Below are 26,255 nucleotides of genomic sequence, written 5' to 3' on the forward strand. Positions count from 1 at the left end.
ATCGGCACTATTAGCGCTGTACCAAGCCCTCAGCCTGGTCGATATCTAGGTTTCCGCAGCTAGTAGGGCCTGTAGCTGCTGCCCGTTGCGCTGGGCGTAGTCCCGGTAACAGTTGTTCATCAGCACGTGCGTACGTTCCGCCTCGCCGGCCAGTTCGCGCAGCTTCGGCGCCCAGTCGCGCAACTCCCGGTCGGAGTAGTCGTAGCCGAACTTCTCGTGGATGTCCTTGCTGGTCCACTTGTCGCTGTGCCCGTGGAAGCGGACCACCGCGAGTTCCGCGGTGGCCGCCAGCACCGGCGGCACCGACGACCGGTGCCCCTGCGGCATGTCCACGCAGACGAAGGGCAGCCGGTGCGTGCGCAGGAAGCCCAGGGTCTCCTCGGCGTTGTCCCCGTCGAACCAGGAGGCGTGCCGGAACTCGACGACCGGCCGCAGCGGGGCGCAGCGCTTCGCCACCTCGAGCAGGTACTGCTTGTTGTCCCGCTTGATGGTGAACCAGGGCGGGAACTGGAACAGGATCGCGCCGAGCTTGCCCGCCTCGACCAGCGGGTCGAGCGCGGACAGGAACCGGGTCCAGACCTCCTCGTACGCCTGCGCCGGCAGGTCGTCCGGGTAGAGGTTCTTCTTCTCCGTCTCCGGGCGCAGGTCCTTGTAGAGCGCGCTCACCCGGGTCGGGTGCCCGGTGAGCAGGCTGAACGCCTTGACGTTGAAGGTGAAGCCGGGCGGGGTGCGCTCCGCCCACAGCCGCGCGGTGCGTTCCGCCGGCGGCGAGTAGTAGGTGGCGTCCACCTCGACCAGCGGGAACTGCCGAGCGTAGTACGCCAGCCGCTTCTCCGGGGTGTCCGCGGTCTGCGGATACCACCCGGAGTCGAGCAGGGTCCGGTCGGTCCACGAGGCGGTGCCCACCTTTATCTCACCCATCTGGCGAGTCCACCTGGTCTGGGACCGACCGGCAACCGGGGCGGCCGGTCAGGCCGCCCGCCGCTCCCGGGTCTGCTTGCAGGACACGCAGGCGGTGGCCGACGGGAAGATCTCCAGCCGCTCCACCGGGATCGGCGCGGAGCAGCCCTCGCAGAACCCGTAGGTGCCCTCCTCCAGGCGGGTGAGCGCGTGCTCGAACTGGGCGCGCCGGTCCAGGATGGTACGCAGCAGCGACTGCGCGGTGTCCCGCTCGGCGGTCTTGGTGCCGCTGTCGGCCTGGTCGTCGCCGGCGGTGTCGCCGATCTCGACCAGCCGCAGCACCTGGCTCTGCTGGACGGCCTGGTCGTACTCCGCGGTCAGCTCGTCGTACCGCGACTGCAGGGACTGCCGGATCCGGTCGACCTCCGCCTGGGAGCGACCCGTGGTCACCGTGTCGTGTACGAGCATCGCTGCCTGCCTTTCCTGGGGCCTCATGCCGGTCCGGGGCGCACGCGCCCCGGACGTCTCCGATGGGAAGCCCGGGCGAGATCACCCGTGCTCTGTGAGCCGGGCGATTACCCACCCGGTCGGCGGATCAAACCGGCGCGGTACGCGTTCTTTCCGGCCGTTCGTGCCCGCCTGCGCCGGGCGGTCCGTGCCGGTCGGTCCGGCCGATCGACCGGCTGTCCGGATCGGCGCTCTCCGGGGCGTCAGCCGGCTTCGACCAGGGCCGGGCGGCGCGGGTCGTCGGCCCGGACCACCACGTCGGCGAAGGAGGCCGGGTCCACCTCGTCGGCGTAGCGGGCGAAGGCCGGCAGCGTCCAGCGCAGCTCCGGGTCGGTGCGCCGGTCCAGGGCCGGCGGGGAGAGCACGAGGTGCACGGTGACGTCGAACGGCAGCCCGCCGCCGAGCAGCAGGGCACCACTGACCAGCACCACCCCGCCGGCCGGCAGCTCGACGTACCCGGCCCGGCTGGCCCGGTCGGCGGCGACGTCCCAGAGCGAGGGCAGCAGCCGGCCCGAACCGTCCGGGCCGGCCGGGTCGAGCACCTCGCGGCGCAGCCCGGCCTCGTCGAGCCAGCCCTCGTAGTACGCGTCCGGATTGGTCCGGCCGTGTTCGAGGCGGACCGAGGCGGGGCGGAGGAAGTCGGCGGCGCGGACGTGCAGCGCCGGGCGGCCGGCGGCACGCAACGGGTCGATCAGGGCGGCGGCCAGCACCTCGGGCGCGGCGGCCGGCGGCCCGTCGACGGCCACCCGGAGCCGCCCGGGCACCTCGGTGCCGGCCAGCCGGTCGGCCAGCTCGGTGACGAGTCGCTCAGGGCTGATCGGACGGACGCGCATCCGTCCATCCTGCCTGCCGGCTCGGCCGGGCCGGCGGGCTGGGCGCGAGGAGGCGGCGGGGTCAGCCGCTGCGGTCGACGGTGACCCGGGCGTCGTCGGCGAGCCGGTAGCCGACGCCGTAGACGGTGGTGACCAGCGGCACGTCCACCCCGACCTTGCCGCGCAGCCGGCGTACGTGCACGTCGACGGTGCGGACGCCGGCGTGCTCGTACCCCCAGACCGCGTTGAGCAGTTGCAGCCGGGTGAACACCCGGCGGGGGTGGGCGACGAGGTGCAGCAGCAGGTCGAACTCGAGCCGGGTGAGCGGCAGCGGCTCGCCGTCGCGCAGCACCGACCGGGAGGCGGCCAGGATGTGCAGCGACGGGATGGTGGGCGCCAGGGGACGGCCCGGGGACCGCCCGGCCGGCACCGGATCCGGTCGCCGCTCCACCGGGGCGGGGCCGCTGGAGACCACGGCGTCGCCGCGTTCGAGCAGCTCGCGGGCGGCGTCCAGGAGCCGGCGGGCGGCCGGGGTCAGCGACTCCTCGCAGGCGAGCGGGATGTTGAGCGTCACCGTGAGCACCGGTCCGCCGGTGTTGGCCGGTCGGCGCTGGCCGCCGGGAGGCCGGCCGGGGACCGCGGGCTGGGACGTATGCCATCCGGCGCGCGACGAGGCGGGGCTGACCGACATGGTCCTCCTTGGCTGGTCCGGGATTGTCCCCACGGCCCGGGACGCCGCTTCATCGATGCTTCCCGGCGCCTGTGCGAGGGTCAAGGGGCGGCTGCGTTGCATGAATGTGACAATTGACGAACACATCGGAGCCGGATGCTCGCTCTGCGTACGAGGCCAGATGATTACAGCAGAGCGGCGAGTTGACCCGTTACGGGGGGTCCTGCCTATTCACAATGGGCGGTACGGCGCCCGGACGCCGCCATGACGAGGCGCGGCGCACCCGGGGACCCGGGTACGCCGCGCCGGGCCGCGACCGGTGTCAGCGACCGGGGTCGACCACGATCCGGGCCTCGTCGGCGAGCCGGTAGCCCACCCCGTACACGGTGGTCACCAGCGGGGTGCGGAGGCCCAGCTTGGCGCGCAGCCGGCGCACGTGGACGTCCACGGTGCGCGCCACCGCGTGTTCGTAGCCCCAGACGCTGGCCAGCAGTTGCCGCCGGGTGAACACCCGGCGGGGGTGCTCGGCGAGGAAGAGGAGCAGGTCGTACTCGATCCGGGTGAGCGGGACCTCCCGGCCGTCCTGGCGGACCACCCGGGTGCCGGCGAGGATCCGGACCGTGCCGGGGTCGTCCGGCGCCTCCGGCGCGGGCGGCGCGGTGGCGGGTCGCGGGTCGCGCACCGGGCGGACGGCGGGGTCCGTGGCGCGGAACACGCCCTCGCCGCTGGCGGCGAGCTCGTCGAGCAGGTCGACCAGCCGGGCCAGGCTGGGCGTGAGCGGGCCGGCGACGCCGAGGTCGACGGTGATGGTCAGGGTGGACGCGGTGCGCGGTCGGCCCGGCGCGGCCCGGTCGGGGCGGCCGGGTCGGCGCGGGGCGATGGCGACGACGGACATGGTGCCTCCTGAGCTGGCGGTCGCTGCGACGGCTTCAGCTCGGCGCGTCTTGCGCCGCGCCACGACCTGAAGCCGTCGCCCGCCACGCCGGGTGGGCGTGGCGGTCAGTGGTACGCCCGGCCGGCGGTGACCGGGGGCGCGGCGGACGAGGGTCGGAGCGGTGGGGTGGGGCCGAGGGTGGGCAGCCCGGCGATGCGCCAGGCGGCGAACCCACCGACCACGTCGGTGGCCCGGCGCAGGCCGATGTCCTGGAGGGCGGCGGCGGCCAGCGAGGAGGTGTAGCCCTCCTGGCAGAGGATCACCACCGGCAGGTCGTAGCCGACGGCCTCGGGCAGCCGGGCCGGGCAGCGCGGGTCGAACCGCCATTCCAGGACGTTGCGTTCCACGGCGAGGGCGCCGGGCACGGTGCCGTGCGCGGCGCGCTGGCCGGCGGGGCGGATGTCGACCAGCAGCGCGCCGCCCCGGTGGGCGAGGTGGGCCTGCTCCGGGTCGAGCCGGCGCAGCCGGGCGCGGGCGGCGGCGAGGATCTCGTCGATGCCGCGCGAGCCGGGTGGCGGGGCCGGACAGCGCGGGGCGGGGGTCGGGGTCGGCATCGGTGCGTCCTTTCGGGCGGCGGCGGTCGGGGGCGGGACGTGCGGGCGGTGCGGTGGCCGGCTCACCAGGCCACCCCGGCCTCGGCGACCTCGGCGGCCCGGAGCCGGCCGGCGACCAGGTGGTAGCGGGTCATCCGGCGCAGCGCGGGCCGGTAGACGTGCACGCTGACCGCCGGCAGCCGGTCGCGGTTGGTGACCACGTGCACGTGGCGCGGGCCGAAGCGCCGCCCGGCGCCGGGGGCGAGCCGGTGCGGGCGCAGCCGGCCGCCACTGACCGTCTCCTCGGTGAGGGTGCCGGCGACGACCAGGAAGGCGCCGGCGGAGCCGCCGTGGTCGTGCAGGTCGGTGCCCTGCCCGGGCAGCCAGCTCAGCGCCCACACCTCGTGCGCGTCGCCGGCGGCGAGCCGGGCGTACCACCGCTGGGCGCGGTCGAAGCGCAGCGGGACCGGCCAACGGGTCGGGTCGGCCCAGCGGGCGGCGACGGCGAGCAGGTCGGTCGGGTCGGTGCGGCTCATCGGCGGTACGTCCTCACGGGTACGGGCGGCGGGTGCCCCGTCACTCTAGCCGGTAAACCCTATAGGTTTAGTAGGTTATACCGCATGCCGGGACGGCGACCGCCCGGCGGTCCGGGTCAGCGCAGCACGGGCGGGCCCACCCGGTAGCCCGGCACCGAGGGCCAGCGCACGGTGAGCACCACCGACTCCCGCTCCGCGTACCAGGAGTGGTCCACCCCCCGCCCCCAGACCACGTAGTCACCGGGAGCGCGCAGCAGCACCGTGCGGTCCGGCAGCTCCACCCGGAACGCGCCGCTGACGAGGACCAGCAGGGCGGTACGCCGCTCGGCGGTGGCCCAGCGGGACCGGGTCTCCCCCGCCGGGTGCACCCCCCACTTCACCTCGACCTCCGTGCTGTGCCGGACGTCGCCCGGTGGCTTGAAGTGACCGAGCAGCCAGCCGGCGTCGGTCGCGCCGTCCACCGCCGCGTTGCCGACGTACACCCGATCGTCCATCGTCCCCTCCCCTGCCGGCTCGGCAAGCTACCAGGCCGGACCGGCGGGCGTCCCACTAACCTGGACGGATGCCCGACGAACTCGACGCCGAGACGCTCGCCTTCGCACACCGGATGTTCGACCTGGCGCGCGACGGGGCGACCGGGGAGCTGGTCGAGCAGGTGGACGCCGGCCTACCGGTCAACCTGACCAACGCCAAGGGCGACACCCTGCTGATCCTGGCCGCGTACCACGCCCACCCGGAGACGGTGGCCGCGCTGCTCGCCCGGGGCGCGGACCACACCCGCACCAACGACCGGGGGCAGACGGCGCTCGGCGCGGCGGTGTTCCGGCGGAATCCGGAGACGGTCCGCGCGCTGGTCGACGCCGGCGCCGACCCCGACCGGGGCGACCCGTCGGCGGTGGCGGTGGCCCGCTTCTTCGACCTGCCCGAGATGCTCACCCTGCTCGGTCGCGGCTGACCGCGCGTCGGGTCGGCGCGAGCGGTATACAAGGGCGGTGGAGGATCCCGTACCCGAGCAGATGCGCACGGCGGCCGGCGCGTTGCTGGCGGCGCTCGACGAGCCGGCCCGGCAGCGCGCCCGGCACGACTTCACCGACGACGCGGCCCGCCGCTGGCTGGAGTACCGGCCGCGCCCCCGGCCCGGGGTGGCCCTGGCCGGCCTGGACGTCACCGCCCGCAAGGCGGCGCACCGGCTGCTCGCCACCGCGCTCAGCCCGGCCGCGTACGCGCAAGCCATGGCGGTGACGGCGCTGGAGGAGGTGCTCGACCGGGCCGAAGGCTGGCGGCGCGGCCGGCACAGCGGTGACTACTGGGTGGCGATCTTCGGGGACCCGGCCCGCGACGACCGGTGGGGGTGGCGGTTCGAGGGCCACCACCTGTCGGTGACCATGACCGTGGTCGACGACCAGGTCTCCCCCGCGCCGCTCTTCCTCGGCGCGAACCCGGCCACCGTCCGACACGCCGGCCGACCGGTGTCCCGCCCGCTCGGGCCGGAGGAGGACCTGGCCCGCGAACTGCTCGACGCGCTCGGGCCGGCCGGGCGGGCCGCCGCCATCGTCGCGGCGGACGCGCCGGCCGACATCATCAGCGCGACCCGGCCCACCGCGCCGGGCCGGCTCGAACCGCTCGGGGTGCCCCGAGGCCGGCTCAGCGCCACCGGCCGGGCGCTGCTGGACCAGCTCGTCGCGCTCTACCTGGACCGGCTCCCGCCCGAGTTGGCCGCCCGCGAGGCCGGCCGGCTCGCCGGCGCCGAGCTGCACTTCGCCTGGGCCGGTCCGACCCAGCCCGGCCAGCGCCACTACTACCGCGTCCAGGGCGAGGACCTGCTGATCGAGTACGACAACACCACCGACGACGGCAACCACGCGCACACCGTGCTCCGCCGCCCGGCCAGCGACTTCGGCGCCGACGTCCTCGCCGCCCACCACGCCACCGCCCACTGAACCGGCAGCGCGGTCGGCGCCGGCCGGGTCAGGCGCGGGGGCGGATGATCTCCACGGTGGAGCCGGGGATGTCCGGCAGCGCCTCGAAGCCGCTCGGCTCGGCGGCCCGGCGCCGGTCGAACTGGCGCATCAGCCGGGCGCCCAGCCACACCCCGACCGAGCCGACCGCCAGGGCGAGCACCTCGGTGGCCAGCTCGACGCCGGTCGCGCCCCGCTGCGGCGCGCGCGCCCGGATCAGGCAGGTCAGCAGAAACAGCGCCGCCATCGCGGCGTTGACCAGATTGAACGTGACGGCGGTGCGGCGGGTGCGGTCGGCGCGCACGTCCCAGAGGTCGACCATCCCGGCGACCGTGGTGAGCGCGGCGGCGACCAGGGCCGCCACGGCCGTCCAGTAACCCACCTCGCCGAGGAAGTCCGGGCCGCCGGCGACGTCGGCCAGGTCGAACACCGCCGCGCTGACGAAGAGCCCGAACGGGAACGTCACCAGCATCGGTTGGATGGGGTGCCCCTGCACCCGCAGTCGGCTCTCCATCGGTTCCTCCCCAGGTCCGCGCAGCTCACCAGTCCAGGGTGCTACCCGGGGCCCACCAGGGCGAAACGAGTGTCGCTCAGTTGTCCCGGGGCCGGGAGACCGTGAGCACCAGCCGCTCGGCCACCTCGCGCAGCGGTATGTCCAACGAGGAGGCGGCGCTGCGCAGCACGTCCAGCGCCTCCGGCGCGGCACAGCCGCGCTGGGTCATGATCACGCCCACGGCCTGGCCGACGACGCCCTCCTCCAGCAGCGCCGAGTCGAGCTGGCCGGCCAGGGCCGCCTGCCGCTCCCGGTCGCGGACCGCGGCCAGCAGCAGGCCGGCGTGCTCGGCGAGCAGCATCGCGGTGAGCTGGTGCCGGGTGGTGAGCGCCGCGCCGGACGCGGCGTACAGGTTGATCGCGCCGACCACCTGGTCGTCGACGTCGAGCGGCGCGGAGATCACCCCGTGCACGCCCAGCCCGCGCGCCCGGTCGGTCCAGCCGGGCCAGCGCGTCTCCCGGCCGAGGTCCTGCGCGATGATCATTTCGCGGCGCCGGATGGCGGTCAGCGCCGGCGTGTCCGGCCCGTGCCGGAGGTCGTCCAGCTCGGCCCGCGCCGGGTCGGAGGCGGCCACCCCGGCCGGCTCCCCGGCGCGCAGCGCGGTGAAGCCGCAGCAGTCCACCCCGGGTACGGCGTCCCGGGCGATCCGCACCAGCTGGTGCAGCGCCTCGTCGAAGTCGCGCACGGCGATCAGGCCGGCGGTCAGCTCGCGCAGCAGTCCGGCGGTTTCCAGCACGCCGAGCGTATCGATCATGGAGCCTCGCGTGTCGAGGTTCACCGGGCCACGATCCCGACCGACCGCGGGTGCCACCACGCGGTGGCACGGTCCGGCGCCATTGCCTGTCGCATTACGCTCTGCACTCCCTGATTCGAGGACCCGGCCTACTACCCTCGCAAACTCCTCCCGAAACCGCGCAAAGGGGTCCCATCCGGCGCGGTTTCCGGCCGGACGGGACCCCGTGGCGACGGGTCAGCGCGACCCGGAGATCAACCGGCGCCCCACCGAGGCGATCAGCCGGTCCAGCTCCGAGCCGAACGGGTTGTCGTGCACCAGGTAGGTCCAGGTGGCGGTCGGCCGGACCAGCTTCGCGGCGTCCGGCTCCCAGCCCTCTTCGAACTCGGTCTCCTCGAAGGTGGCGATCGTGCGCGCCTCGATCTCGGGGACCAGCGCGTTGAACGCCGGGACCGCGCTGCGGTGGAACTCGTCCAGCGGGTCGAGCCGGCCCAGCGCGCGCAGGTGCACGCCCTCGCGCACCTCGGACAGCTCGGCCAGGTGCTCGGCCCAGAGCCGGTCCAGGTGGTAGAGCGCGATCGACCGGGCCACCTCGGCCAGCAGGTCCTCGTCCATCTCGCCGGCCTTCTCCGGCACCCGCTCCAGCAGCATCAGCGCGGCGATGTCGCTGGTCAGCAGCCGCTCCCGGCGCTCGGCGAGCGCCATGCGCTGCTGCTCGATCACCTGGCTGTAGCGCCAGGTGTTGCGGTGGATCTCGTGGTTGACGCCCTCGGCGACCCGCTGGGCGTGCTCCACGGCGTAGTCGACCTGCGGGTCGGTGACCAGGCCGTCGGCGTTCATCCGCGGCGACGCCGGGACGGTGTCACCGGCGTGCCGGACGACCAGGTCGTCCTCCAGGCTGACGAAGAAGGCCGACCCGCCCGGGTCGCCCTGCCGGCCGGCCCGGCCGCGCAGCTGGTCGTCGACCCGGCGGCTGTCGTGCCGGCCGCTGCCGATCACGTAGAGGCCGCCCAGCTCCGCCACCCGCTCCCGGTCGGCCTGGTCGCTGCCGCCCAGCCGGATGTCGACGCCCCGGCCGGCCATCTGGGTGGAGACCGTCACCGCGCCGTACGCGCCGGCCTCGGCGATGATCGCCGCCTCCTCGTCGTCGTTCTTGGCGTTGAGCACCACGCACGAGACCCCGGCGGCGTTGAGCGCGGCGGCCAGCCCCTCGGACTCCTTGACGTCCAGGGTGCCGACCAGCACCGGCCGCCCCGCCTCGTGGCAGCGGCTGATCTCGTCGACCAGCGCCTCCTCCTTCTCCGCCCGGGTGGCGTAGATCCGGTCCGGTTCGTCCTCCCGCACGCACGGGGTGTTCGGCGGGATCACCGCCACCTCGAGGCCGAAGTACTCGCGCAACTGGTCGCCGACGAGGACCGCGGTGGCGGTCATGCCGCACACCGTCGGGTAGAGCGCGATGAACGCCTGCACGGTGATGGTGCCCAGCACCTCACCCTCGGCGGTGGCGTCCAGGCCCTCCTTCGCCTCGACCGCGGCCTGCAGACCGTCCGGCCAGCGGCGGCGCTGGGCCACCCGGCCGCGCATCTCGTCGATCAGCTCGACCGAGCCGTCCCGGACGATGTAGTCCACGTCCCGGTGCAGCAGGGCGTGCGCGTGCAGCGCCACGTTCACCGCGGAGAGCTGCCCGACGTGCTCCTCGTCGTACAGGTCGATGCCGCCGAGCTTGGCCTCGACGGTGGCCAGGCCGGCGGAGGTGAAGGCGACGCTGCGGCCGTCCTCGGCGATCGTGTAGTGCTTGCCCTTGCGCAGCCCGCGGACCAGCGCGGCGGCCGCGTGCACCGGGTCCTGCTCGCCGGGGACCGCGCCGGCGAGCACCATCGGCACCCGCGCCTCGTCGATGAGGATCGAGTCGGCCTCGTCCACGATGGCGGTCTTCAGCGCCGGCTGGACCCGGTCGGCCAGGTCGGTGACGAGCTGGTCGCGGAGGAAGTCGAAGCCGGCCTCGCTGACCGCCACGTAGGTGACGTCACAGCCGTACGCGGCGCGCCGCTCGGCCGGGGTGGAGGCCTCGTTGACCCAGCCGACGGTGAGCCCGAGCAGGGTGTAGACCGGCGCCATCCACTCGGCGTCGCGGCGGGCCAGGTAGTCGTTGACGGTGAGCACGTGCACCGGGCCGTTGCCCAGCCGGACGTGCCCGTACGCGGCGATGGCTGCGGTCAGCGTCTTGCCCTCACCGGTGGCCATCTCGGCGACCTTGCCGGAGAGCAGCGCCATGGCGCCGAGCAGCTGGACGTCGTACGGCCGCTGGTCGAGGCCGCGGCGGGCCGCCTCGCGGCCGATCGCGCAGATCTCCTCGTACCCCTCGGCCTGCCGGGCCGCCTCGGTCAGCTCGGCGTCGGAGAGCTTTTCCAGCTCCGCCTCGCGGGCCTCGATGGCCGGCAGCAGCTTCTCCAGCGGGGCCAGGTCGACCGTCGTTCCCGGGCGCTGGAGGAACCGCCGGAACCTGGTCTTCAACCGTTGCGACACACCCATGAGCGGCAACGGTACGCGAACCGGAGCCGATTGTGACCCCCGCCCGGCGCGGGCGCCGGGCGGTGTCCGGATTCGTGGCCGTTTCCGCAGCTCAGCGCGGTTTGGTGATCAGCCGGTGAAGACCACCTGAAGGTCGGCGCGGCGCCGCTCGGCCAGGTCGGTGAGGAGCGCCGGCGCCTCCTCCAGTGGCACCACCGCCGAGACGAGGTGCGTGCGGATCAGGTCGCCGTCGTGGCGCAGCAGCTCGATGGTCGCCGCGGAGAGCCGCTCCCGGTCCCAGGCGGGGGCGAGCCCGCGCGGCACCCGGCCGATCTGGGCGCAGCGCACCGCCAGGCCGTTGTGGTGGAACTCCTCGCCCAGCCGGACGGCGTCCGCGCCGGACTGGTAGAAGGCCAGGTCGATCACGGTGCCCTGCGGGCGGAGCAGGCGCAGCGCCAGCTGGAGCGCCCAGGCCTGGCCGCGGCACTGGAAGACCAGGTCGGCGCCGCGGTCGCCGGCGGCGTGCGGCCACCGGGTCTTGAGCACCACGGCCGGGTCGTCCGCGGCCGGGTCGAGGGTCTCCAGACCGAGCGCCTCGGCCACCCGCCGCCGGGCCGGGGTGGGATCGAGCACCACCACCGAGGCGGCACCGTGGAGGCGGGCGAAGAGCGCGGTGAGCAGGGCGACCACGCCGGCGCCGACCACCGCCACCCGCCGACCCCGGACACCGTCGCCGAGCGAGCGGACCCCGCTGCCGTACAGGTCGGCGGCGGCGTGCAGCAGCCCGTTGGCGCAGATCGGGCCCAGGTGCGCGACGTAGACGCCGAGCAGGGGGTCGAGGTCGGCGGGCAGCGGTACGAAGCGTTCGGCGAGCGGGTCTGCCAGGTACCCGCTGCGGTGGCCGTAGGTCATCGCGCCGACCGTGCCCACGGCCACGGCCGGCGTGCGGCTCTCCACCACCCGACCGACCTGCATGTAGCCGAGCCGGGTCACCGGGTACGGGCTGCTCGCCGTCCCCGGTTGGAAGAGGCCCAGCTCGGCGTTCCAGCTGAGGTGGAGGTAGGGGTTGCTGCCCTTGACGTAGCTCAGCTCGGTGCCGGCCGAGACCCCGCTGTAGAGCGTCGCCACCCGGAAGGTGCCGTCACGCGGCTCGGCCGCGTCCTGCTCGACCAGCTCGACCCGGCCCGGGCCGGTGACCACCACCACCCGGTCACGCATCGAGCGCCACCCCCGCCGGCTCGGCCGGCGCCGCGTCGGCGACGGCCGCGGTGAGCCGGGCGGCCGGCCCGGTGGGCAGCGCCACGGGACGCCCGGTCCGGGCCGACTCGGCCACCGCGAGGGCGAGCCGGTGGGTGCGCAGCGCCTCGGCGTACCGGACCCGGACGTCGTCGCCGACGCCGCGGACCGCGTCGACGAAGGCCCGGTCGACGGCGACCCGGGCCCCGTCCGGGTCGGCGGGCAGGTGCCGCTCGCCCGCGCCGTCGCAGACGGTCAGGCCGTCCTCCGCCAACGACAGGGCCAGCCCGTCGGCGAGGATCTCCAGGCCGGCCCGGTGCTTCCAGCCGAGCACGCAGGCCGCCGCGAGGGTGCCGACGGCGCCCGAGGCGAAGCGCAGCGTCGCCGCGGTGACCGAGTCGATGTCCGCGTCCGGCACCGGCGGTGGGGTGCCGTCGCCGTACGCGGTCACCTCGGTCACCTCGCCGGCCAGCAGCCGGACCAGGTCCAGCACGTGCGCGGCCTGCTCCACGACCGGCCCGCCGGAGGAGTCCCGCCGGGCCCACCAGGCCACCGGCGGCACCTTGTCCAGCCAGGCCCCGTTGACCATCCGCACCGGCCGGCCGGCCAGCAGCTGCCGGGCCTGGTCGACCATGTGCAGGTAACGCCAGTGGTGGCCGACCCCGGTGAGCAGCCCCCGGCGCTCGACCAGGCCGGCGATCCGCTCGGCGGTCTCCAGGTCCAGGGCGACCGGTTTCTCCACGAACATCGGCACGCCGGCGGCGATCACCGCCTCCTCCACCGGGCCGTGGGCGAACGGCGGCACGCAGACGTAGACCGCGTCGACGCCGGCCGCCAGCAGCCCGTCCACGTCGGCGAAGGCGCGTCCGCCGTACGCCTCGGCGAGGGCCGCCGCGGCGTCCCGCGCGACGTCGGTCACCCCGACCAACGCCACGTCCTCGAAGCCGCTGAGCACCCGGGCATGGCGTTGCGCCACCCCACCGGCCCCTACCAGTCCCACCCGGCATGCGCGCATTCCTGGCCCTCCCGCCGCTGCTGACAGACTGCCGACAGCACTCCCCTGGTGGGAGCGCCGCCAAACGCGGACGCGGCCGTAATGCAACGTTCACCGGCAGGGAACCGACCAGCGCGCCGGTCGTGATCACGCTGTTCGGCAGGATCCGGTTAGCGGGGCCCGGCACTGGGCAAACCAGGAGCCGCGTTTCCGCCACGAAACCTGGGAGTGTGCCCGTGCGGGACAGAGAAACGATCGTCTCACCGGTGGTGGAGGCCTGGGCCACGTACCGCACCACGTCGGCGGAGGACTGGCCCGCGCGGCGGCTGCTGCGGGCCAAGGGCGACAGCCGGGTCAGCGTGGTGCTGCCGGCGCGCAACGAGGAGGCGACCGTCGGCGCGATCGTGTCGACGGTCCGCGAGCACCTGATGGACCGTGTCCCGCTGGTGGACGAGCTGATCGTGGTGGACTCCCGGTCCACCGACCGGACCGCGCAGGTGGCCCGGGCGGCGGGCGCCGAGGTGGTCGGCCAGGACGCGATGACCCGCGGGCTGCCCCGGCTCACCGGCAAGGGGGACGCGCTCTGGGCCGGGCTCGCGGCCGCCCGGGGTGACGTGGTGGCGTTCATCGACGCGGACCTGCGGGAGTTCCGGCCGCACTTCGTCACCGGGCTGCTGGGCCCGCTGCTGACCGACCCGTCGGTGGACTTCGTGAAGGGCTTCTACCACCGCCCGCTGATCGGCACGGCCGGCGTGGAGGCCGACGGCGGTGGGCGGGTGACGGAGCTGATGGCCCGGCCGCTGCTCAACCTGTTCTGGCCGGAGCTGGCCGGCTTCGTGCAGCCCCTGGCGGGTGAGTACGCCGGCCGCCGCGAGGTGCTGGAGCAGGTGCCGTTCGTCTCCGGGTACGGCGTCGAGACGGCCATGCTGATCGACCTGCTGGAGCTGGTCGGGCTGGACGCCCTGGCCCAGGTGGACCTGGGCGAGCGCAAGCACCGGCACCAGGACACTGCGGCGCTGGGCCGGATGTCGGCGCAGATCCTGCTGACCGTCTGGGCCCGCCTGCAACGGCGCGGCTGGGCGGCCCCGGGCGCGATGCCCACCGCGCTGCTCACCCAGTTCCGGCGGGGCGGCTCGGAGGCGCTGCCCCACCTGGACCGCGAGATCGTGGTCAGCGACGTCTCGATCGAGGAACGGCCGCCGCTGGCGCACCTGCGCCACCGGGTCCCCCAGCGGCGGGTCGCGGCGTGACCGCCGCCGAGCGAAGGAGCAGCGCCGGATGACTCTCACCGTGCTGATGAACGCCGGTCCGTGGTTGTCGGTCCCGCCCCCGGGCTACGGCGGCATCGAGAACGTCATCGCCACCCTCGTGCCGGAGCTGCGCAAGCTCGGCGTACGGGTGGTCCTCGCCTCGGTGGAGAGCAGCACGCTGCCGGTCGACGAGCGGCTCTCGGTCTTCCCGGACGGCCAGTTCCACGCCCTGCAACGCCCGTACAACCAGGTGTGCGGGATCTCCCAGGCCCACCTCAACGGGGTGGTCCGCGCGCTGCGCCGCCGCGACGACATCGACCTGGTGCACGACCACGTGGAGGCGGTCGGGCTGGCCACGCTGACCGCGATGGGGCCGGACGCGCCGCCGGCGCTGCACACCCTGCACTGGGACCTGGCCAAGCACCCCGAGCTGTACGGCAACCTGGACGGCGGCGAGCGGGTCCGGGTCAACGGCGTCTCCGCCGCGCAGCTCGCCCGGGCGCCCCGGGCGCTACGCGAGCACTCGGTGGGCCATGTGCACCTGTCCACGCCGCTCGCGGTCGACGCGGACCGCCGGCCGGCCGTGGCGAAGGGCGACCATGTGGTCGTGCTGGGCCGGATCAACCCCGGCAAGGGGCAGGACCTGGGCGCCCGGCTGGCCCGGCAGGTCGGCTTCCCGCTGGTGCTGGCCGGGCCGGTGGGGCCGTACCACCGGCCGGAGGACCTGGCGGCGGCGGGCGACGAGGCCCGGCAGAACCCGGACGTGCGGTTCTTCTACGACGAGGTCGCGCCGTGGGTGGACGGTGACCTGGTCCGCTGGGTCGGCACGGTGGCCGGCCGGGAGCGCGACGAGCTGCTGGCCGGGGCCCGGGCCGCGCTGTTCCCGCTGCGCTGGGAGGAGCCGGGCGGCACGGCGGTGGTCGAGTCGCTGGCCCTGGGTACGCCGGTGGTGGCCACCGCCCGGGGCTGTCTGCCCGAGCTGATCACGCACGGCCGCACCGGGCTGCTCGCCGGCGACGAGGAGGAGCTGGGCGAGCTGGTGCTGGCCGCCGGTCTGCTCGATCCGGACGAGTGCCGGCGGGAGGCCGCGGCCCGGTTCACCCCGGAGCTGATGGCGCAGCGGTACGTGGCCCTGTACGAGCAGGTCCGGCAGCTCGCCACCCGCCCGCTGCTGCCCGCCTGAACCCAGCGGGACGAGCACACGAAGCTCCGACCCGCCGGCCGGCAGAGGGCTCGGGCGGAACGGTCATGGGCAGCCCACCCCGCTCGGCGTCGAGGACCCGGTTTGCCCGCCGATGTGCCGGGAATCCGCGCGCGGTCCGAGGCAGCTGAGGAGGCCGGCATGACGAACGCGATGGCGCACTCGCGGGGGCGACGCAACCCGGCCGACGGCCGGGCGCCGGTGCGCCGGGCCGCGGCGACGGTCGGCGTGCTCTTCCTGATCATCGGGGTGCTGGGCTTCGTCCCCGGCATCACCAGCAACTTCGGCGACCTGGCCTGGGCCGGGCACAACTCCGACGCCAAGCTGCTCGGGCTCTTCCAGGTCTCCGTGCTGCACAACGTCGTGCACCTGGCGTTCGGGGTGGCCGGCCTGCTGCTGGCCCGGACGATCTCCGGGTCGCGCGCCTACCTCATCGCCGGTGGCGCGATCTACCTGGTGCTCTGGCTCTACGGCGTGGTGATCGACCACGAGAGCGGGGCGAACTTCATCCCGCTCAACGGCGCCGACGACTGGCTGCACTTCTTCCTCGGGGTCGGCATGATCGCCCTGGGGCTGCTCACCACCCGCGGCCCGAATCGTCGCTGACCGGGCGCGGAACGCCGGCTGGTCCGGTTTCACCCGGCCGGGACGGGGGTACGTTCCAGGTCCCGCCGAAGAGACCGAAACGAGGGCCCCGATGTCGACCCGGATCAGCTACGAGGTCCGCGACGAGTCGCCGGTCACCGTGGTACGGCTGGCCGGCGAACTCGACCTGTCCACCATGCGATCGGTGCACACCGTGCTGGACGGGTGCCTGACCGCGCAGCCCGACGCGCTCGTGGTGGACCTGGGGCGGCTCGACGTCGCCGACCCGCTGGCGCTCTCGGTCTTCGCGGCGGCGGCCCGGCGGGCCGCCGACTGGCCGGCGGTGCCGATGGTGCTCTGCGCCCCGCCGCCGGACGCCGCCGCCTGGCTCGCCGAGAGCACCGCGTGCCGGGTGGTGCCGGTCCGGCCGGACTGCGCCGCGGCGAGCGCCCTGGCCGGCGCCGGGGTGGCTCCCCGGCTGCGGGCCCGCCTCGAACCGGTCGCCGGCGCCTGCCGGCGGGCCCGGGAGCTGGTCACCGATGCCTGCGGGCGGTGGAACATCCCGGAGCTGGCCGGTCCCGCCTCGCTGGTGCTCACCGAGCTGGTCGGCAACGTGGTGCGGCACGCGGGCACCCCGATGCACGTGACGCTGACCCTGCGCAGGCCGTACCTGCGGGTCGCCGTGATGGACGGCAGCCCGGCCGCCGCGCGGGCGGCGGCCGACCACGACCCCCGCGCGGAGGGCGGCCGGGGATTGATGCTGGTGCGCGACCTGACCCAGCGTTGGGGCAGCACGCCCGCCGGGGCCGGCAAGGTCGTCTGGGCGATGCTACCGGCGAACTGACCGAATTTTCCGCTCTCGCCTGGTTTTATAGGTAGCGGGCCGGGTACGCGCGCCCGTCCTTTCTGCCGTCACGACGGGGTGAGAAGCCATGCCCAAGCGGGTAGTCACGGAGCCGGCACGAGACCGAGGGCCGGCGATCCTCGCGCCGGCCCGGTTCGGGGGCTACCCCGGCCCGGTGCGGGAGGCGGTCAAGGGCAGCACCCTGTGGCGGCTGCTGGGTACGACCGACGCGAAGCTGATCGGCCTGCTCTACCTGGCGACCTCCTTCTTCTACTTCGTCGTGGGCGGCATCATGGCGATGCTGCTGCGGGGGGAACTGGCCCGGCCCGGGATGCAGTTCCTCTCCCCCGAGCAGTACAACCAGCTGTTCACCATGCACGGCACCGTCATGCTGCTGCTGTTCGCGACGCCGATGGTGTTCGGCTTCGGCAACTACATCGTGCCGTTGCAGATCGGCGCGCCGGACGTGGCGTTCCCGCGGCTCAACGCGTTCGCCTACTGGCTGTACTTCTTCGGCGCGCTGATCGCCATGGCCGGTTTCTTCACCCCGCAGGGCGCCGCGGACTTCGGCTGGACCGCGTACACGCCGCTGAGCACCGCCCAGCACAGCCCGGGCGTGGGCGGCAACATGTGGGTGGTGGGCCTGGCCGTCTCGGGTCTGGGCACCATCCTCGGCGCGGTCAACCTGATCACCACGATCCTGACCCTGCGCGCCCCCGGCATGACCATGTTCCGGATGCCGATCTTCACCTGGAACCTGCTGCTCACCAGCGTGCTGGTGATCTTCGTCTTCCCGCTGCTGGCCGCCGCGCTCTTCGCCCTCGCCTCGGACCGGATCCTGCACTCGCACGTCTACGACGCGACCACCGGCGGTCCGATGCTGTGGCAGCACCTGTTCTGGTTCTTCGGCCATCCCGAGGTCTACATCATCGCGCTGCCGTTCTTCGGCATCATCACCGAGATCATCCCGGTCTTCTCCCGGAAGCCGATCTTCGGCTACACCGGTCTGGTGCTCGCCACCATCGCGATCACCGTGCTGTCGATGAGCGTCTGGGCGCACCACATGTTCGCCACCGGCCAGGTGCTGCTGCCCTTCTTCAGCATCCTCAGCTATCTGATCGCCGTACCGACCGGGGTGAAGTTCTTCAACTGGATCGGCACCATGTGGAAGGGGCAGATCACCTTCGAGACGCCGATGCTCTTCGCCGTCGGCTTCCTGGTCACCTTCCTGCTCGGCGGCCTCACCGGGGTGCTGCTGGCCAGCCCGCCCGCCGACTTCCAGGTCACCGACTCCTACTTCGTGGTGGCGCACTTCCACTACGTGCTCTTCGGCACCATCGTCTTCGCCGCCTTCGGCGGCATCTACTTCTGGTTCCCGAAGATGACCGGCCGGCTGCTCGACGAGCGGCTCGGCAAGATTCACTTCTGGACCATGTTCCTCGGCTTCCACGCCACCTTCCTGGTGCAGCACTGGCTGGGCAACGAGGGCATGCCCCGCCGGTACGCCGACTACCTGCCCGGCGACGGCTTCACCACGCTGAACGAGATCTCCACGATCGGCTCGTTCGTGCTCGGCGCGTCCACCCTGTTCTTCATCTACAACCTCTGGAAGTCCTGGCGGTACGGCGCGCAGGTGACCGTGGACGACCCGTGGGGCTTCGGCAACTCCCTGGAGTGGGCGACCACCTGCCCGCCCCCGCTGCGCAACTTCGACCGGATGCCGCGGATCCGCTCCGAGCGCCCGGCGTTCGACCTCAAGTACGGCCCGCTGGTCAGCGACCTCGGCCGGGACCTGCCACAACGGACGACCAAGCCACCCCAGCACCTGGCACAGGAGCTGCACCACGTGCCGAAGGCCAAGGAGTCGCCGTCCGCCGAGGGCGCGCACGGCGCGCGCGAGGCCGCGGAGTACACCCCCGCGCCGCAGTCCGGCGCCCGGCCGGTCGACGTGCCGGAGCCGGAGGAGGTGCTGCGGCCCAGCTTCGACGAGGCCGACGAACCGGAGCAGACCCAGTTGGGCCCGCAGCGCAACGAGCCGGGCAACCCCCGGTGGGAACACCCCCGCGGGCACGGCGACACCACGGAGAACTGACCGGACCGCGCGAAAGGGCCGGCGACCCGGGTCACCGCGAGAAGGGTCGGCGCCCCGGGTCACCGGGCCACGTGAAAGGGCCGGCGCCCGAGGGCGCCGGCCCTTTTCCGTCCGTCTTCCGCCGGAGCGGCGCCCTGCCGTAGGAGTCAGGGCGCCGTGGACTCAGTCGGCGGCCGGCGGCAGCCCGGCCGCGGCCAGCGAGCGGCGTACCGCGGGCTGCACCCGGGTGAGCCGCAACGGCACCCCGGTCCGGGCGGCCGCGTCCCGACCGGCCATCAGCGCGGCGATCCCGCCGGCGTCGAAGCCACCGGCCCCGACCAGGTCGACCACCACCTCGCGGGGCTGCCCGGTGACCGCCTCCAGCATCGCCTTGCGCAACTGGTCCGCGCCGTCCCGGTCGACCTCTCCCCCGACCTCGACCACCACCCGGTCGCCGTTCTGCTTGACCGAGATCCTCGACTTCGCCGACTCGGTCTCGGCCGCCCCGTTCTGCCAGGGCGGCGGCGCGTCGGCGAGCATCGCCTGGCGCAGCCAGGTGAGCGCCCGGGACAGCAGCCGGGACACGTGCATCTGGGAGATACCGAACCGGGCCGCGATCTCCGCCTGGGTCTGGTTGCCGTAGAAGCGCATCGCCAGGATCCGCCGCTCCCGCCAGGGCAGCCGGTGCAGCAGGCCGGCGACGGTCACCCGGTCGTCGACCGACTCCAGGGCGTTGTCCGACTCCCCGACCAGGTCACCGAACTCGGCCGAGCTCTCCCCACCGACCGGCGCGTTCAGCGAGGCCGGGCTGTAGCCGGCCGCCGACTCCAGCGCCGCGAGGATCTCCTCCTCCGGCGTCTCCAGCCGTTCGGCCAGCTCGGCGACCGTGGGCGCCCGGGACAGCTCGCTGGTCAGCGCCGCCGTGGCCTGGCCGACCTCGAGGATCAGGTCGCGCAGCCGGCGGGGCACGTGCACGCCCCAGGTGCGGTCCCGGAAGTGCCGTTTGATCTCGCCGACGATGGTGATCGCCGCGTACGCGGTGAAGGAGCCCCGTTCCGGGTCGTACCGGTCCACGGCGTTGACCAGGCCGAGGCGGGCCACCTGCTCCAGGTCCTCCAGCGGTTCCCCGCGACCCCGGTACCGCCGGGCCAGCCGGCCGGCGAACGGGAGCGCGAACCGGACCAGGTCGTCGCGGGCCTCCTGGCGCCGCTCGGGCGGCAGCCCTTCGATCCGTGCCGCGTACGCCAGCGCCGCCGCGTCGAGGTCCTCCAGGCCCCGCTCGGTGGGTGGTGGTGTGGGTGTGGTGGTCTGTCCGAACATCCGCGCCTCCCTCAGGAAGGTCCCCCGCCCGGATTGGGAAGACCGGTCGTGCGCGTGGTCGGGCCACGCACCGGGCCGGAAGTGGGTTACGTGACGGAACGCCAGGAACGGGCGGCGGCTCGCCACCCGGCATCGTGCGCCGTTCGCAGCGAGCGGTGTTCCCGCTCCGTAGGTACTCAATCACGGTCCGCAGGATCGCGAGGATGTTTCGCGGGTGTTGGTGGCGGGACCGCTCAGGAGACGAGCAGTCCCTGGGCGGCGCCCGCCTCGCGCAGCGCGACGAGCGCCTCGGTCATCGCCAGCGGCGGCGCCACCGGCAGGTCGTACGGCTGGTTGCGCAACACCTCCGTGGCACGCCGGGTCGGTACGGCGGCGACCGGGTAGCCCCGCGCGGCGCCGCGGTCCAGCGCCCGGCGTCGCCGGCCGAAGCCGGCCACGGCGAGCCACTGCGGCAGCCCGGCCAGCGCCGGCGAGCGCACCCCGGGTGGCTCGGGCAGCACGTCCACGGAGCTGAACGGCTCGCTGCCGGCGAGCCAGTACTCCACCCCGTCCACCCGGCGCCGGGTCGCGTTCTCGCACCAGTAGGGCACCAGGCCGGCCCGGATCACCTGCCACGGGTCGAGCAGCCGCCCGCACTCCACCACCAGGCGGTCACCGGTCTTGCCGGCCCGGCGCAGCCACTGCCGGTACAGGTCGGCGGTGGCCGCGCTGAGCGCGTCCGGCTGCGGGGCGAGCACCCGGTGCACGGGATGCCCGTGCCGGCCGGCCCAGGAGTCCAGGCCGTGGGCGAAACCGGACTCGACGCCGTGCTCGGCGAAGGCCTGCGGCGAGGTGACGTCCGGCGGCTCCCACCGTGCGCCGTCGCCGCCGGCCGAGCGGAGCACCTGCCGCAGCGCGTGCGCGTCGGGGTGGAAGTCGACCGGGTCGAGGCCGCTGGCCGGGGAGCCCACCTGGAAGCTGTGGCCGTTCCCCTCGTCCCGCACCGGCCAGGTGCGGCCGTCGTCCAGCAGCAGCACCGGGGCGCCGGGCTCCAGCCGGTCGGCGAGGAACCGGGCGTACGCGCCGGGCAGCGACCGCCAGCGCACCGCGAGGGTCACCGTGGCCCCGGCCGCCGCGCCCCGGCTGGCCGGGCAGTGCACCTGGCGTACGTGCACCCCGGGGTTCCCGGCGAGCAGCCGGCCGGCCAGGGCGGCGCCGTGGTCCAGCGCGGCCAAGGGCCGGTCGACCGTGCCGCCGGACCAGGACACCGTCGTCTCGAAGGCGGCCGGCAGCCACGGCACGCCGAGCGCGACGGCGAGGTGCGCGGCCGCGCCGTGCGGGGCGCCCAGCACCGCGCCCGGCCACCGGCGGGCCGGGTACTGGTCGGCGGCCCAGCCGGCGACCCGCTCGGCGTCCACCTCGGCGACCTGGGCCGGGGTCAGCGCGAGCCGGCCGGCGGCCCGCGCGGCGGCGGCCCGGCGGACCGGTTCCGGCGCGCCGGAGAAGCGGGCGAACCCGACGGCGGGGCCGAGGTCGGCGCAGTCGTCGCCGCGCAGGCCGCGCACGGTCGCGCCGAGCAGGACCCGGGCCGTGCTGCCGGCGGCCAGCACCCGGTCGCCGGCCAGACCCGCCCCGCCGGTCGACCGTCCCAGGGGCCCCTTGGGCACCGACCCCACCGTGCCTCGTTCGCTCACCACGCGCCCCGGCTTCCCGTCCCTATGGGGTCTAAACGGGCATCCCCCCACGGGCCGGACCAATCCCCGGGTGTCCGTCGGCGAGGCCCTGACTTCGCACCGGGCCCAGCCACGTCGAGTCGCCGTGCCGGGCCGTCCAGGGACGCAACGGGAGGGCCCGGCCGGGTTTCGGCGGTACCGGTACGGGCACTTCAGCGCGCATGCCCGACGACGAGATCAGCCCGGCGGCGACGATCACCCCGTATCAGGACGGTCCGTTGCTGGTGCGCGGCGACTTCGCGCTGCTCACCCCCGACGGCGAGGCCATCGAGACGCGCCGGGGCACCATCGCGCTGTGCCGCTGCGGCCGGTCGGCCCGCAAACCGTTCTGCGACGGCACCCACAAGGCCGTCGACTTCCGCGCCGGCACCGGCCGCGACGCCTGAGCGGGCGGCTCAGGCGGCGACCGGCTCCGCGACGGCCGGCGCGCGCAGCGAGGAGCGCCCGGCCGTCCAGGCATCCAGCAGGTGAGCGGCGAAGCGGCGGTCGACGGCGAGCGCCGCGGCGGCGCCGAACAGGACGTCACCGGCCAGCGCCGGCTCCGCCCGGACCAGACCGCCACAGAGGTCGTACGCGGCGATCTGCTCGTGCACCGCGTCGGCCTCGACGTGCTCGTCGTAGAAGCGGGTGGCCGTCTCGTCCAGCCCGAGCCGGCGCAGCCCGTTGCCGTAGCGGCGGTTCGGCAGCGAGGAGGTCATCTCGAAGGCGGCCAGGTGCCCGAGGAGCGCGCCGCGCAGCCGCCGGTGCAGGCCGAACAGCGACATCAGGTTGTTGGTCGCCAGGGTCACCGCCGGCACCCGGTCCAGGTGGGCGCCGTATCCGGTGTCCAGGCCGAGGCACGCCATGGTGGTCCGGAACAACTCGGCGTGCATCCGGTCCAGCCGGCCGTTGCCGTACTCGTCCATCTGGATCTCGACCAGGGCGGCCTTGGCCGGGCCGCCGAGGCGGGGCAGCGCCCAACTGTGCGGATCCGCCTCGCGCAGGTGATAGACCGAGCGGTGCATGACGAACTCGCGGAACTGGTCGAGGTTCGCCCGGCGCTGCAGCGCGCCGGCCAGCGCCGGCCCGTCGTCGGCGGCCACCAGCTCGACGAGCGCCGCCGGCAGGGCCGCGGGCAGCGGCGCCGGCGGCGCACCGGCCACCCGGCGCAGCGCCACCTCGAACGGGTGCTCGGCGCGGGCCCGCAACGCCAGCAGGGACGGCTGCCACTCCCACGCCTCGTCGACCTGCTGCCAGCCTCGGTAGTGCAGCTCGTAGCAGAGGAAGAGGGTGAGTTGGAGGTCCTCGTCCCCGATCGGGTCGGCCACCGACGCGAACCCGGCGCCGAGGCCGCCCGGCAGGTCGTGCGGCGCCTGCCGCAGCGCGGCGAGCAGCGCCGCCGACACCGGGCCGCGGGCCGCGGGCAGCGGCGCGGGGCCGAAACGACGATCGGCGGCTGCGGACATCTGACCTCCCGGGACGGTGGGTGCGGACCTCATGCCCGGCGCCGGCCCGGCTAAACGAGGTCGTCCGCCTCCACGGTCACCTGGGTCTGCAGCACCCGCTCCCGCACCCGGCGGGCGGCGTCGCCGTCGGCGAAGAGCCCACGCAGGTCGGCCAGGGCCGGCTCGGGCGGGTCCAGCGCCACCGCCGGGTCGACCACCGCTTCCAGCACGCTCGGCCGGTCCGCCGCCAGCACCTCGTCCCAGGCCGGGCCGACCAGTTCGGGGCGGTCCACCCGGACCCCGTGCAGGCCGAGCAGCCGGGCCCAGCCGGCGTACGGCACGTCGGGGCGCCGGGACGGCCGGCCGGGCTGCCGCCCGCCGCCGGTCCCCGACTGGTCCCGGTTGTTCAGCACCAGCACCACCAGGCGCGGGTCCCGCCACTCGGGCCAGTGGTGCGCCACCGTGATCAGCTCGGCCAGGCCGTTGAGCTGCATCGCGCCGTCGCCGAGCAGCGCCACCACCGGCTCGTCCGGGCGGGCCAGCTTCGCCGCCACCGCGTACGGCAGGGCGCAGCCCATCGAGCCGAGCGTGCCGCAGAGCTGCGCGCGGACACCGGGCGGCAGCTGCAGGTGCCGGGCGTACCAGTAGATGACCGAGCCGACGTCGACGGCGAGCGCGGCCCGCTCCGGCATCCGGGCGGACAGCTCCCGCAGCACCAGCTGCGGGTTGACCGGGTCGGCCGGCGCGGCGGCCCGCTCGGCGGCGGCCTCCCGCCACCGGTCCACCGCGCTCTCCACCACGCCCCGCCACTGCTGCTGGGGCCGCTCACGCACCCGGCCCAGCAGGGCCCGCAGGGTCTCGGCGGCGTCGCCCACCAGCGCGACGTCCACCGGGTAGCGGGTGCCGATGCGCCGGCCGTCGATGTCGATCTGGATGGTCCGGACCTGGCCCGGCAGCGGGTACCAGTCGGTCCACGGGTCGGTCGTGCCGACCAGCAGCAGGGTGTCGCAGCCCCCCATCAGCTGGGCGGCGGCGGTCGTGCCGACCTCACCGAGCACGCCGGTGTGGAACGGCAGCCGCTCGTCCAGCACCGGCTTGCCCAGCAGCGAGGTGGCCACCCCGGCGCCGAGCCGGTCGGCCAGCTCGACGATCTCGTCCGCGGCGTGCTGCGCGCCCTGGCCGACCAGGATCGCCAGCCGCTGGCCGGTGATCAGCAGCGAGGCGGCGGCGTCCAGGTCGCCGTCGTGCGGCAGCACCCGGGCCAGCGGCTCGCCGGGCGTGGCCGAGACCACGCCGGCGGTCTGCGGCAGCAGATCCGGCACCGCGGCGAGCTGCAACGCGTGCGGCAGCACCACGCAGGTCGGGCTGCGGGTCGCGGCCGCCGTCCGGAACGCCTGGTCGAGCAGGCCCGGCACCTGGTCGGGGGTACGCCCGTACCGGAGGAACTGGTGGCACACGTCGCCGAAGAGCCGGCTCAGCCCGATCTCCTCGTGTGCGCCGCCGAGCGGCCCGGTGACGTCCTCGCCGACGATCGCCACCACCGGCTTGCTGTCCAGCTTCGCGTCGTAGAGGCCGTTGAGCAGGTGCACCGCGCTCGGCCCCTGGGTGGCCAGGCAGACCCCGATCTCGCCGGTGAACTTCGCGTGCCCGGTGGCCATGAACGCGGCGGTCTCCTCGTGCCGGGCCGGCACGAACTCCGGGTCGCCGCCGGCCGCGTCGAGCGCGGCCACCAGGGGGGCGATCGCCGCACCCGGGTAGCCGAACGCGCGTGGCACGTGCCAGGCACGCAGCCGCTCGACGACCAGGTCCGCCACCGTACGATCAGCCATTGCCCCGCCCCGGGGTGCTGGCGTCGACGTAGCGCAGCACCGCGCCGACCCCGTCGGTGAGTTCCGGCGCCTCCTCCGGCGCCAGCACGGTCAGCTCGGCGTCGGTACCGACCAGCGCACGCAGCAGCGCCGCGTCGGCGCGTACCTTCTGCGGGTCGCGCACCGACATGTCCCGCAGCTGGGCCGGGTCGGTGGCGATCTCGGTCGGGTCGGGTCCGACCCAGAGTTCGCCGTCGGCCGACGCGTCGTCGACGATCAGCATCGTGTCCACCTGGTTGCGTTGCAGCGCGGAGACCACCGCGGCCAGGCCGGCGCCGACGTCCTCCTGCATGCCGAACCGGTCCAGCGCGGCGGCGATCCGCTGGTCGGCGACCTCCGCGATGGTCTGCACGGTGAGGTCGTCCACCATGGTGTCGTCGGCGCCGGCGTTGCGGGCCCCGGCGTCGGTGCGGACCAGGATGTCCTGCCAGCGCTCCGGCAGCTGGGCGGCGATCATGCCGGTGGCCCGGATGTCCCCGGCCACCACCACCACGTCCGCGCCGACCCGGTCGGCCAGTTCGGCGGTGGCCGCCGCGGCGTCGCCGGCGTTGTGGTGCCAGGCCTCCATGGCGGCGCGCTGGTAGCGCGACTGGGACCAGCCGCCCGGCTGCACCCGGCGCAGCTGCCAGCTCTCCCGCCCCTGCACGGTGGCCCGCCGGGGCACCCCGCCGGCGCTGACCGCGACCGCGTCCGCCCCGGTACGGTCGGCCAGCACCCGCACCCAGGCGATCTGCTCGCCCCGCTGGGCGACCAGCGGCATGGTGTGTGGCAGCGCGGACCAGGAGCCCAGGTCCCGCAGGGGCGGCGCGGAGAGGTACTCGGTCAGCACCACCCGCCCGCGGGTGGCGAACACGGCGATGCCGTAGTCGCCGGGCATCGGCTGGTGCCGACGGACGACCTCCTCGACCGCCTCGACGGTCACCTGGTCGGCGCCCTGCGCCAACAGGTCCCCCTTGAGGGCCCGCCAGCGCAGGTCGACCTGCGGGCGCGAGTCGTGGGTGTCCCGGGAGGCGTCCATGTACACCGAGCACCACGGCCCGGGACGGTCGTAGAGCGGGCGCAGGAAGGACAGCTGCATGCTCGACCCCTTTCCAGCTCGGCCG

26 protein-coding genes are annotated in these 26,255 nt (G+C 74.7%); 8 read left to right on the top strand and 18 right to left on the bottom strand.

The features are described from left to right. Positions 1–45: 45 nt before the first annotated feature. From ACIBPB_RS23365 to ACIBPB_RS23400, 8 genes are all read right to left on the bottom strand, one after another. The gene (locus ACIBPB_RS23365; protein WP_396841614.1) at positions 46–921 is read right to left on the bottom strand and encodes a DUF72 domain-containing protein; all 876 of its coding nucleotides are present in this window, start codon (positions 919–921) and stop codon (positions 46–48) included. 48 nt (positions 922–969) lie between these two features. After that, complete coding sequence (locus tag ACIBPB_RS23370) at positions 970–1,368, bottom strand: TraR/DksA family transcriptional regulator (protein ID WP_396841615.1); 399 nt, start codon at positions 1,366–1,368, stop codon at positions 970–972. Positions 1,369–1,610: 242 nt separating this feature from the next. Further along, positions 1,611–2,240 carry a uridine kinase gene (locus tag ACIBPB_RS23375; protein WP_357322813.1) on the bottom strand — a complete coding sequence of 210 codons (630 nt, stop codon included), beginning with the start codon at positions 2,238–2,240 and terminating at the stop codon, positions 1,611–1,613. Between the two features lie 61 nt (positions 2,241–2,301). After that, the gene (locus ACIBPB_RS23380; RefSeq protein ID WP_357322810.1) at positions 2,302–2,910 is read right to left on the bottom strand and encodes a winged helix-turn-helix domain-containing protein; all 609 of its coding nucleotides are present in this window, start codon (positions 2,908–2,910) and stop codon (positions 2,302–2,304) included. Positions 2,911–3,211: 301 nt separating this feature from the next. Then, positions 3,212–3,784, bottom strand: coding sequence for a winged helix-turn-helix domain-containing protein (locus tag ACIBPB_RS23385; protein WP_396841616.1), 573 nt, complete (start codon positions 3,782–3,784; stop codon positions 3,212–3,214). A gap of 104 nt (positions 3,785–3,888) precedes the next feature. After that, the gene (locus ACIBPB_RS23390; RefSeq protein ID WP_396841617.1) at positions 3,889–4,377 is read right to left on the bottom strand and encodes a rhodanese-like domain-containing protein; all 489 of its coding nucleotides are present in this window, start codon (positions 4,375–4,377) and stop codon (positions 3,889–3,891) included. A gap of 62 nt (positions 4,378–4,439) precedes the next feature. Further along, positions 4,440–4,892 (bottom strand): cysteine dioxygenase, encoded by a 453-nt coding sequence (locus ACIBPB_RS23395; protein ID WP_396841618.1) that lies wholly within the window; start codon positions 4,890–4,892, stop codon positions 4,440–4,442. A gap of 116 nt (positions 4,893–5,008) precedes the next feature. Next, positions 5,009–5,386: a signal peptidase I gene (locus ACIBPB_RS23400; RefSeq protein WP_396841619.1), complete on the bottom strand. Its 378-nt coding sequence runs from the start codon at positions 5,384–5,386 to the stop codon at positions 5,009–5,011. A gap of 68 nt (positions 5,387–5,454) precedes the next feature. Here ACIBPB_RS23400 and ACIBPB_RS23405 point away from each other — a divergent pair, with 68 nt between their 5' ends. Further along, entirely contained in the window at positions 5,455–5,847 is a 393-nt protein-coding gene (locus tag ACIBPB_RS23405; RefSeq protein WP_396841620.1) for an ankyrin repeat domain-containing protein, read from the top strand. 61 nt (positions 5,848–5,908) lie between these two features. Further along, positions 5,909–6,832, top strand: coding sequence for a DUF3500 domain-containing protein (locus tag ACIBPB_RS23410; RefSeq protein ID WP_396841803.1), 924 nt, complete (start codon positions 5,909–5,911; stop codon positions 6,830–6,832). Between the two features lie 28 nt (positions 6,833–6,860). Here the strand turns inward: ACIBPB_RS23410 and ACIBPB_RS23415 are convergent, their stop codons facing one another. The 5 genes from ACIBPB_RS23415 to ACIBPB_RS23435 all read right to left on the bottom strand — a co-directional run bounded on the left by ACIBPB_RS23415 (position 6,861) and on the right by ACIBPB_RS23435 (position 12,898). Then, positions 6,861–7,364 (bottom strand): DUF2231 domain-containing protein, encoded by a 504-nt coding sequence (locus ACIBPB_RS23415; protein WP_396841621.1) that lies wholly within the window; start codon positions 7,362–7,364, stop codon positions 6,861–6,863. A gap of 76 nt (positions 7,365–7,440) precedes the next feature. Then, entirely contained in the window at positions 7,441–8,157 is a 717-nt protein-coding gene (locus ACIBPB_RS23420) for a GAF and ANTAR domain-containing protein (RefSeq protein ID WP_396841622.1), read from the bottom strand. 216 nt (positions 8,158–8,373) lie between these two features. Continuing rightward, positions 8,374–10,668 (bottom strand): accessory Sec system translocase SecA2, encoded by a 2,295-nt coding sequence (gene secA2, locus ACIBPB_RS23425; protein WP_396841623.1) that lies wholly within the window; start codon positions 10,666–10,668, stop codon positions 8,374–8,376. Positions 10,669–10,776: 108 nt separating this feature from the next. Next, positions 10,777–11,865, bottom strand: coding sequence for a zinc-binding dehydrogenase (locus ACIBPB_RS23430; RefSeq protein WP_396841624.1), 1,089 nt, complete (start codon positions 11,863–11,865; stop codon positions 10,777–10,779). Beyond that, complete coding sequence (locus ACIBPB_RS23435; protein WP_396841625.1) at positions 11,858–12,898, bottom strand: Gfo/Idh/MocA family protein; 1,041 nt, start codon at positions 12,896–12,898, stop codon at positions 11,858–11,860. Before ACIBPB_RS23435 ends, ACIBPB_RS23430 begins: the two co-directional genes overlap by 8 nt. Before the next feature lie 248 nt (positions 12,899–13,146). On the opposite strand from ACIBPB_RS23435, the gene ACIBPB_RS23440 reads away from it, so the two are divergent. From ACIBPB_RS23440 to ctaD, 5 genes are all read left to right on the top strand, one after another. Next, positions 13,147–14,127, top strand: a complete 981-nt coding sequence (locus ACIBPB_RS23440; RefSeq protein WP_396841804.1) for a glucosyl-3-phosphoglycerate synthase — start codon at positions 13,147–13,149, stop codon at positions 14,125–14,127. A gap of 28 nt (positions 14,128–14,155) precedes the next feature. Then, positions 14,156–15,310 carry a glycosyltransferase gene (locus tag ACIBPB_RS23445; protein WP_396841626.1) on the top strand — a complete coding sequence of 385 codons (1,155 nt, stop codon included), beginning with the start codon at positions 14,156–14,158 and terminating at the stop codon, positions 15,308–15,310. A 159-nt stretch (positions 15,311–15,469) separates the two neighbouring features. Further along, a complete protein-coding gene (locus tag ACIBPB_RS23450) occupies positions 15,470–15,934 on the top strand; it encodes a DUF4383 domain-containing protein (protein ID WP_396841627.1) in 465 nt (154 codons plus the stop codon). Positions 15,935–16,025: 91 nt separating this feature from the next. Next, positions 16,026–16,757 carry an ATP-binding protein gene (locus ACIBPB_RS23455; protein WP_396841628.1) on the top strand — a complete coding sequence of 244 codons (732 nt, stop codon included), beginning with the start codon at positions 16,026–16,028 and terminating at the stop codon, positions 16,755–16,757. An 88-nt stretch (positions 16,758–16,845) separates the two neighbouring features. Then, the gene (gene ctaD, locus ACIBPB_RS23460; RefSeq protein WP_396841629.1) at positions 16,846–18,849 is read left to right on the top strand and encodes a cytochrome c oxidase subunit I; all 2,004 of its coding nucleotides are present in this window, start codon (positions 16,846–16,848) and stop codon (positions 18,847–18,849) included. Between the two features lie 162 nt (positions 18,850–19,011). Here ctaD and ACIBPB_RS23465 read toward each other — a convergent pair whose 3' ends face one another. Both ACIBPB_RS23465 and ACIBPB_RS23470 read right to left on the bottom strand, forming a co-directional pair. Then, on the bottom strand, positions 19,012–20,148 hold the full coding sequence (locus tag ACIBPB_RS23465; protein ID WP_357328844.1) for a SigB/SigF/SigG family RNA polymerase sigma factor: 1,137 nt from the start codon (positions 20,146–20,148) through the stop codon (positions 19,012–19,014). A gap of 233 nt (positions 20,149–20,381) precedes the next feature. Further along, the gene (locus ACIBPB_RS23470) at positions 20,382–21,794 is read right to left on the bottom strand and encodes a hypothetical protein (protein ID WP_396841630.1); all 1,413 of its coding nucleotides are present in this window, start codon (positions 21,792–21,794) and stop codon (positions 20,382–20,384) included. A gap of 227 nt (positions 21,795–22,021) precedes the next feature. Between ACIBPB_RS23470 and ACIBPB_RS23475 the strand changes: the two genes are divergently transcribed. Further along, positions 22,022–22,246 carry a CDGSH iron-sulfur domain-containing protein gene (locus tag ACIBPB_RS23475; RefSeq protein WP_357328838.1) on the top strand — a complete coding sequence of 75 codons (225 nt, stop codon included), beginning with the start codon at positions 22,022–22,024 and terminating at the stop codon, positions 22,244–22,246. Between the two features lie 9 nt (positions 22,247–22,255). Here ACIBPB_RS23475 and ACIBPB_RS23480 read toward each other — a convergent pair whose 3' ends face one another. Genes ACIBPB_RS23480 through ACIBPB_RS23490 form a run of 3 tightly spaced genes read right to left on the bottom strand, consistent with a single transcriptional unit; the run spans position 22,256 to position 26,230 of the window. Further along, the gene (locus tag ACIBPB_RS23480) at positions 22,256–23,305 is read right to left on the bottom strand and encodes an iron-containing redox enzyme family protein (RefSeq protein ID WP_396841631.1); all 1,050 of its coding nucleotides are present in this window, start codon (positions 23,303–23,305) and stop codon (positions 22,256–22,258) included. 50 nt (positions 23,306–23,355) lie between these two features. Beyond that, positions 23,356–25,113, bottom strand: a complete 1,758-nt coding sequence (locus tag ACIBPB_RS23485) for a thiamine pyrophosphate-binding protein (protein ID WP_396841632.1) — start codon at positions 25,111–25,113, stop codon at positions 23,356–23,358. Then, the gene (locus ACIBPB_RS23490; RefSeq protein WP_396841633.1) at positions 25,106–26,230 is read right to left on the bottom strand and encodes a Vms1/Ankzf1 family peptidyl-tRNA hydrolase; all 1,125 of its coding nucleotides are present in this window, start codon (positions 26,228–26,230) and stop codon (positions 25,106–25,108) included. Before ACIBPB_RS23490 ends, ACIBPB_RS23485 begins: the two co-directional genes overlap by 8 nt. Between the last annotated feature and the right edge of the window lie 25 nt (positions 26,231–26,255).

The sequence above is a fragment of the Micromonospora sp. NPDC049836 genome (genome assembly GCF_044465125.1).
Taxonomy (GTDB): domain Bacteria; phylum Actinomycetota; class Actinomycetes; order Mycobacteriales; family Micromonosporaceae; genus Micromonospora.

Bases quoted from the DNA above. Each gene is read 5' to 3' on its own strand.
- ACIBPB_RS23365 (WP_396841614.1), bottom strand. From the start codon at position 921: ATGGGTGAGATAAAGGTGGGCACCGCCTCGTGGACCGACCGGACCCTG.
- ACIBPB_RS23370 (WP_396841615.1), bottom strand. From the start codon at position 1,368: ATGCTCGTACACGACACGGTGACCACGGGTCGCTCCCAGGCGGAGGTC.
- ACIBPB_RS23375 (WP_357322813.1), bottom strand. From the start codon at position 2,240: ATGCGCGTCCGTCCGATCAGCCCTGAGCGACTCGTCACCGAGCTGGCC.
- ACIBPB_RS23380 (WP_357322810.1), bottom strand. From the start codon at position 2,910: ATGTCGGTCAGCCCCGCCTCGTCGCGCGCCGGATGGCATACGTCCCAG.
- ACIBPB_RS23385 (WP_396841616.1), bottom strand. From the start codon at position 3,784: ATGTCCGTCGTCGCCATCGCCCCGCGCCGACCCGGCCGCCCCGACCGG.
- ACIBPB_RS23390 (WP_396841617.1), bottom strand. From the start codon at position 4,377: ATGCCGACCCCGACCCCCGCCCCGCGCTGTCCGGCCCCGCCACCCGGC.
- ACIBPB_RS23395 (WP_396841618.1), bottom strand. From the start codon at position 4,892: ATGAGCCGCACCGACCCGACCGACCTGCTCGCCGTCGCCGCCCGCTGG.
- ACIBPB_RS23400 (WP_396841619.1), bottom strand. From the start codon at position 5,386: ATGGACGATCGGGTGTACGTCGGCAACGCGGCGGTGGACGGCGCGACC.
- ACIBPB_RS23405 (WP_396841620.1), top strand. From the start codon at position 5,455: ATGCCCGACGAACTCGACGCCGAGACGCTCGCCTTCGCACACCGGATG.
- ACIBPB_RS23410 (WP_396841803.1), top strand. From the start codon at position 5,909: ATGCGCACGGCGGCCGGCGCGTTGCTGGCGGCGCTCGACGAGCCGGCC.
- ACIBPB_RS23415 (WP_396841621.1), bottom strand. From the start codon at position 7,364: ATGGAGAGCCGACTGCGGGTGCAGGGGCACCCCATCCAACCGATGCTG.
- ACIBPB_RS23420 (WP_396841622.1), bottom strand. From the start codon at position 8,157: ATGATCGATACGCTCGGCGTGCTGGAAACCGCCGGACTGCTGCGCGAG.
- secA2 (WP_396841623.1), bottom strand. From the start codon at position 10,668: ATGGGTGTGTCGCAACGGTTGAAGACCAGGTTCCGGCGGTTCCTCCAG.
- ACIBPB_RS23430 (WP_396841624.1), bottom strand. From the start codon at position 11,865: ATGCGTGACCGGGTGGTGGTGGTCACCGGCCCGGGCCGGGTCGAGCTG.
- ACIBPB_RS23435 (WP_396841625.1), bottom strand. From the start codon at position 12,898: ATGCGCGCATGCCGGGTGGGACTGGTAGGGGCCGGTGGGGTGGCGCAA.
- ACIBPB_RS23445 (WP_396841626.1), top strand. From the start codon at position 14,156: ATGACTCTCACCGTGCTGATGAACGCCGGTCCGTGGTTGTCGGTCCCG.
- ACIBPB_RS23450 (WP_396841627.1), top strand. From the start codon at position 15,470: ATGACGAACGCGATGGCGCACTCGCGGGGGCGACGCAACCCGGCCGAC.
- ACIBPB_RS23455 (WP_396841628.1), top strand. From the start codon at position 16,026: ATGTCGACCCGGATCAGCTACGAGGTCCGCGACGAGTCGCCGGTCACC.
- ctaD (WP_396841629.1), top strand. From the start codon at position 16,846: ATGCCCAAGCGGGTAGTCACGGAGCCGGCACGAGACCGAGGGCCGGCG.
- ACIBPB_RS23465 (WP_357328844.1), bottom strand. From the start codon at position 20,148: ATGTTCGGACAGACCACCACACCCACACCACCACCCACCGAGCGGGGC.
- ACIBPB_RS23475 (WP_357328838.1), top strand. From the start codon at position 22,022: ATGCCCGACGACGAGATCAGCCCGGCGGCGACGATCACCCCGTATCAG.
- ACIBPB_RS23480 (WP_396841631.1), bottom strand. From the start codon at position 23,305: ATGTCCGCAGCCGCCGATCGTCGTTTCGGCCCCGCGCCGCTGCCCGCG.
- ACIBPB_RS23485 (WP_396841632.1), bottom strand. From the start codon at position 25,113: ATGGCTGATCGTACGGTGGCGGACCTGGTCGTCGAGCGGCTGCGTGCC.
- ACIBPB_RS23490 (WP_396841633.1), bottom strand. From the start codon at position 26,230: ATGCAGCTGTCCTTCCTGCGCCCGCTCTACGACCGTCCCGGGCCGTGG.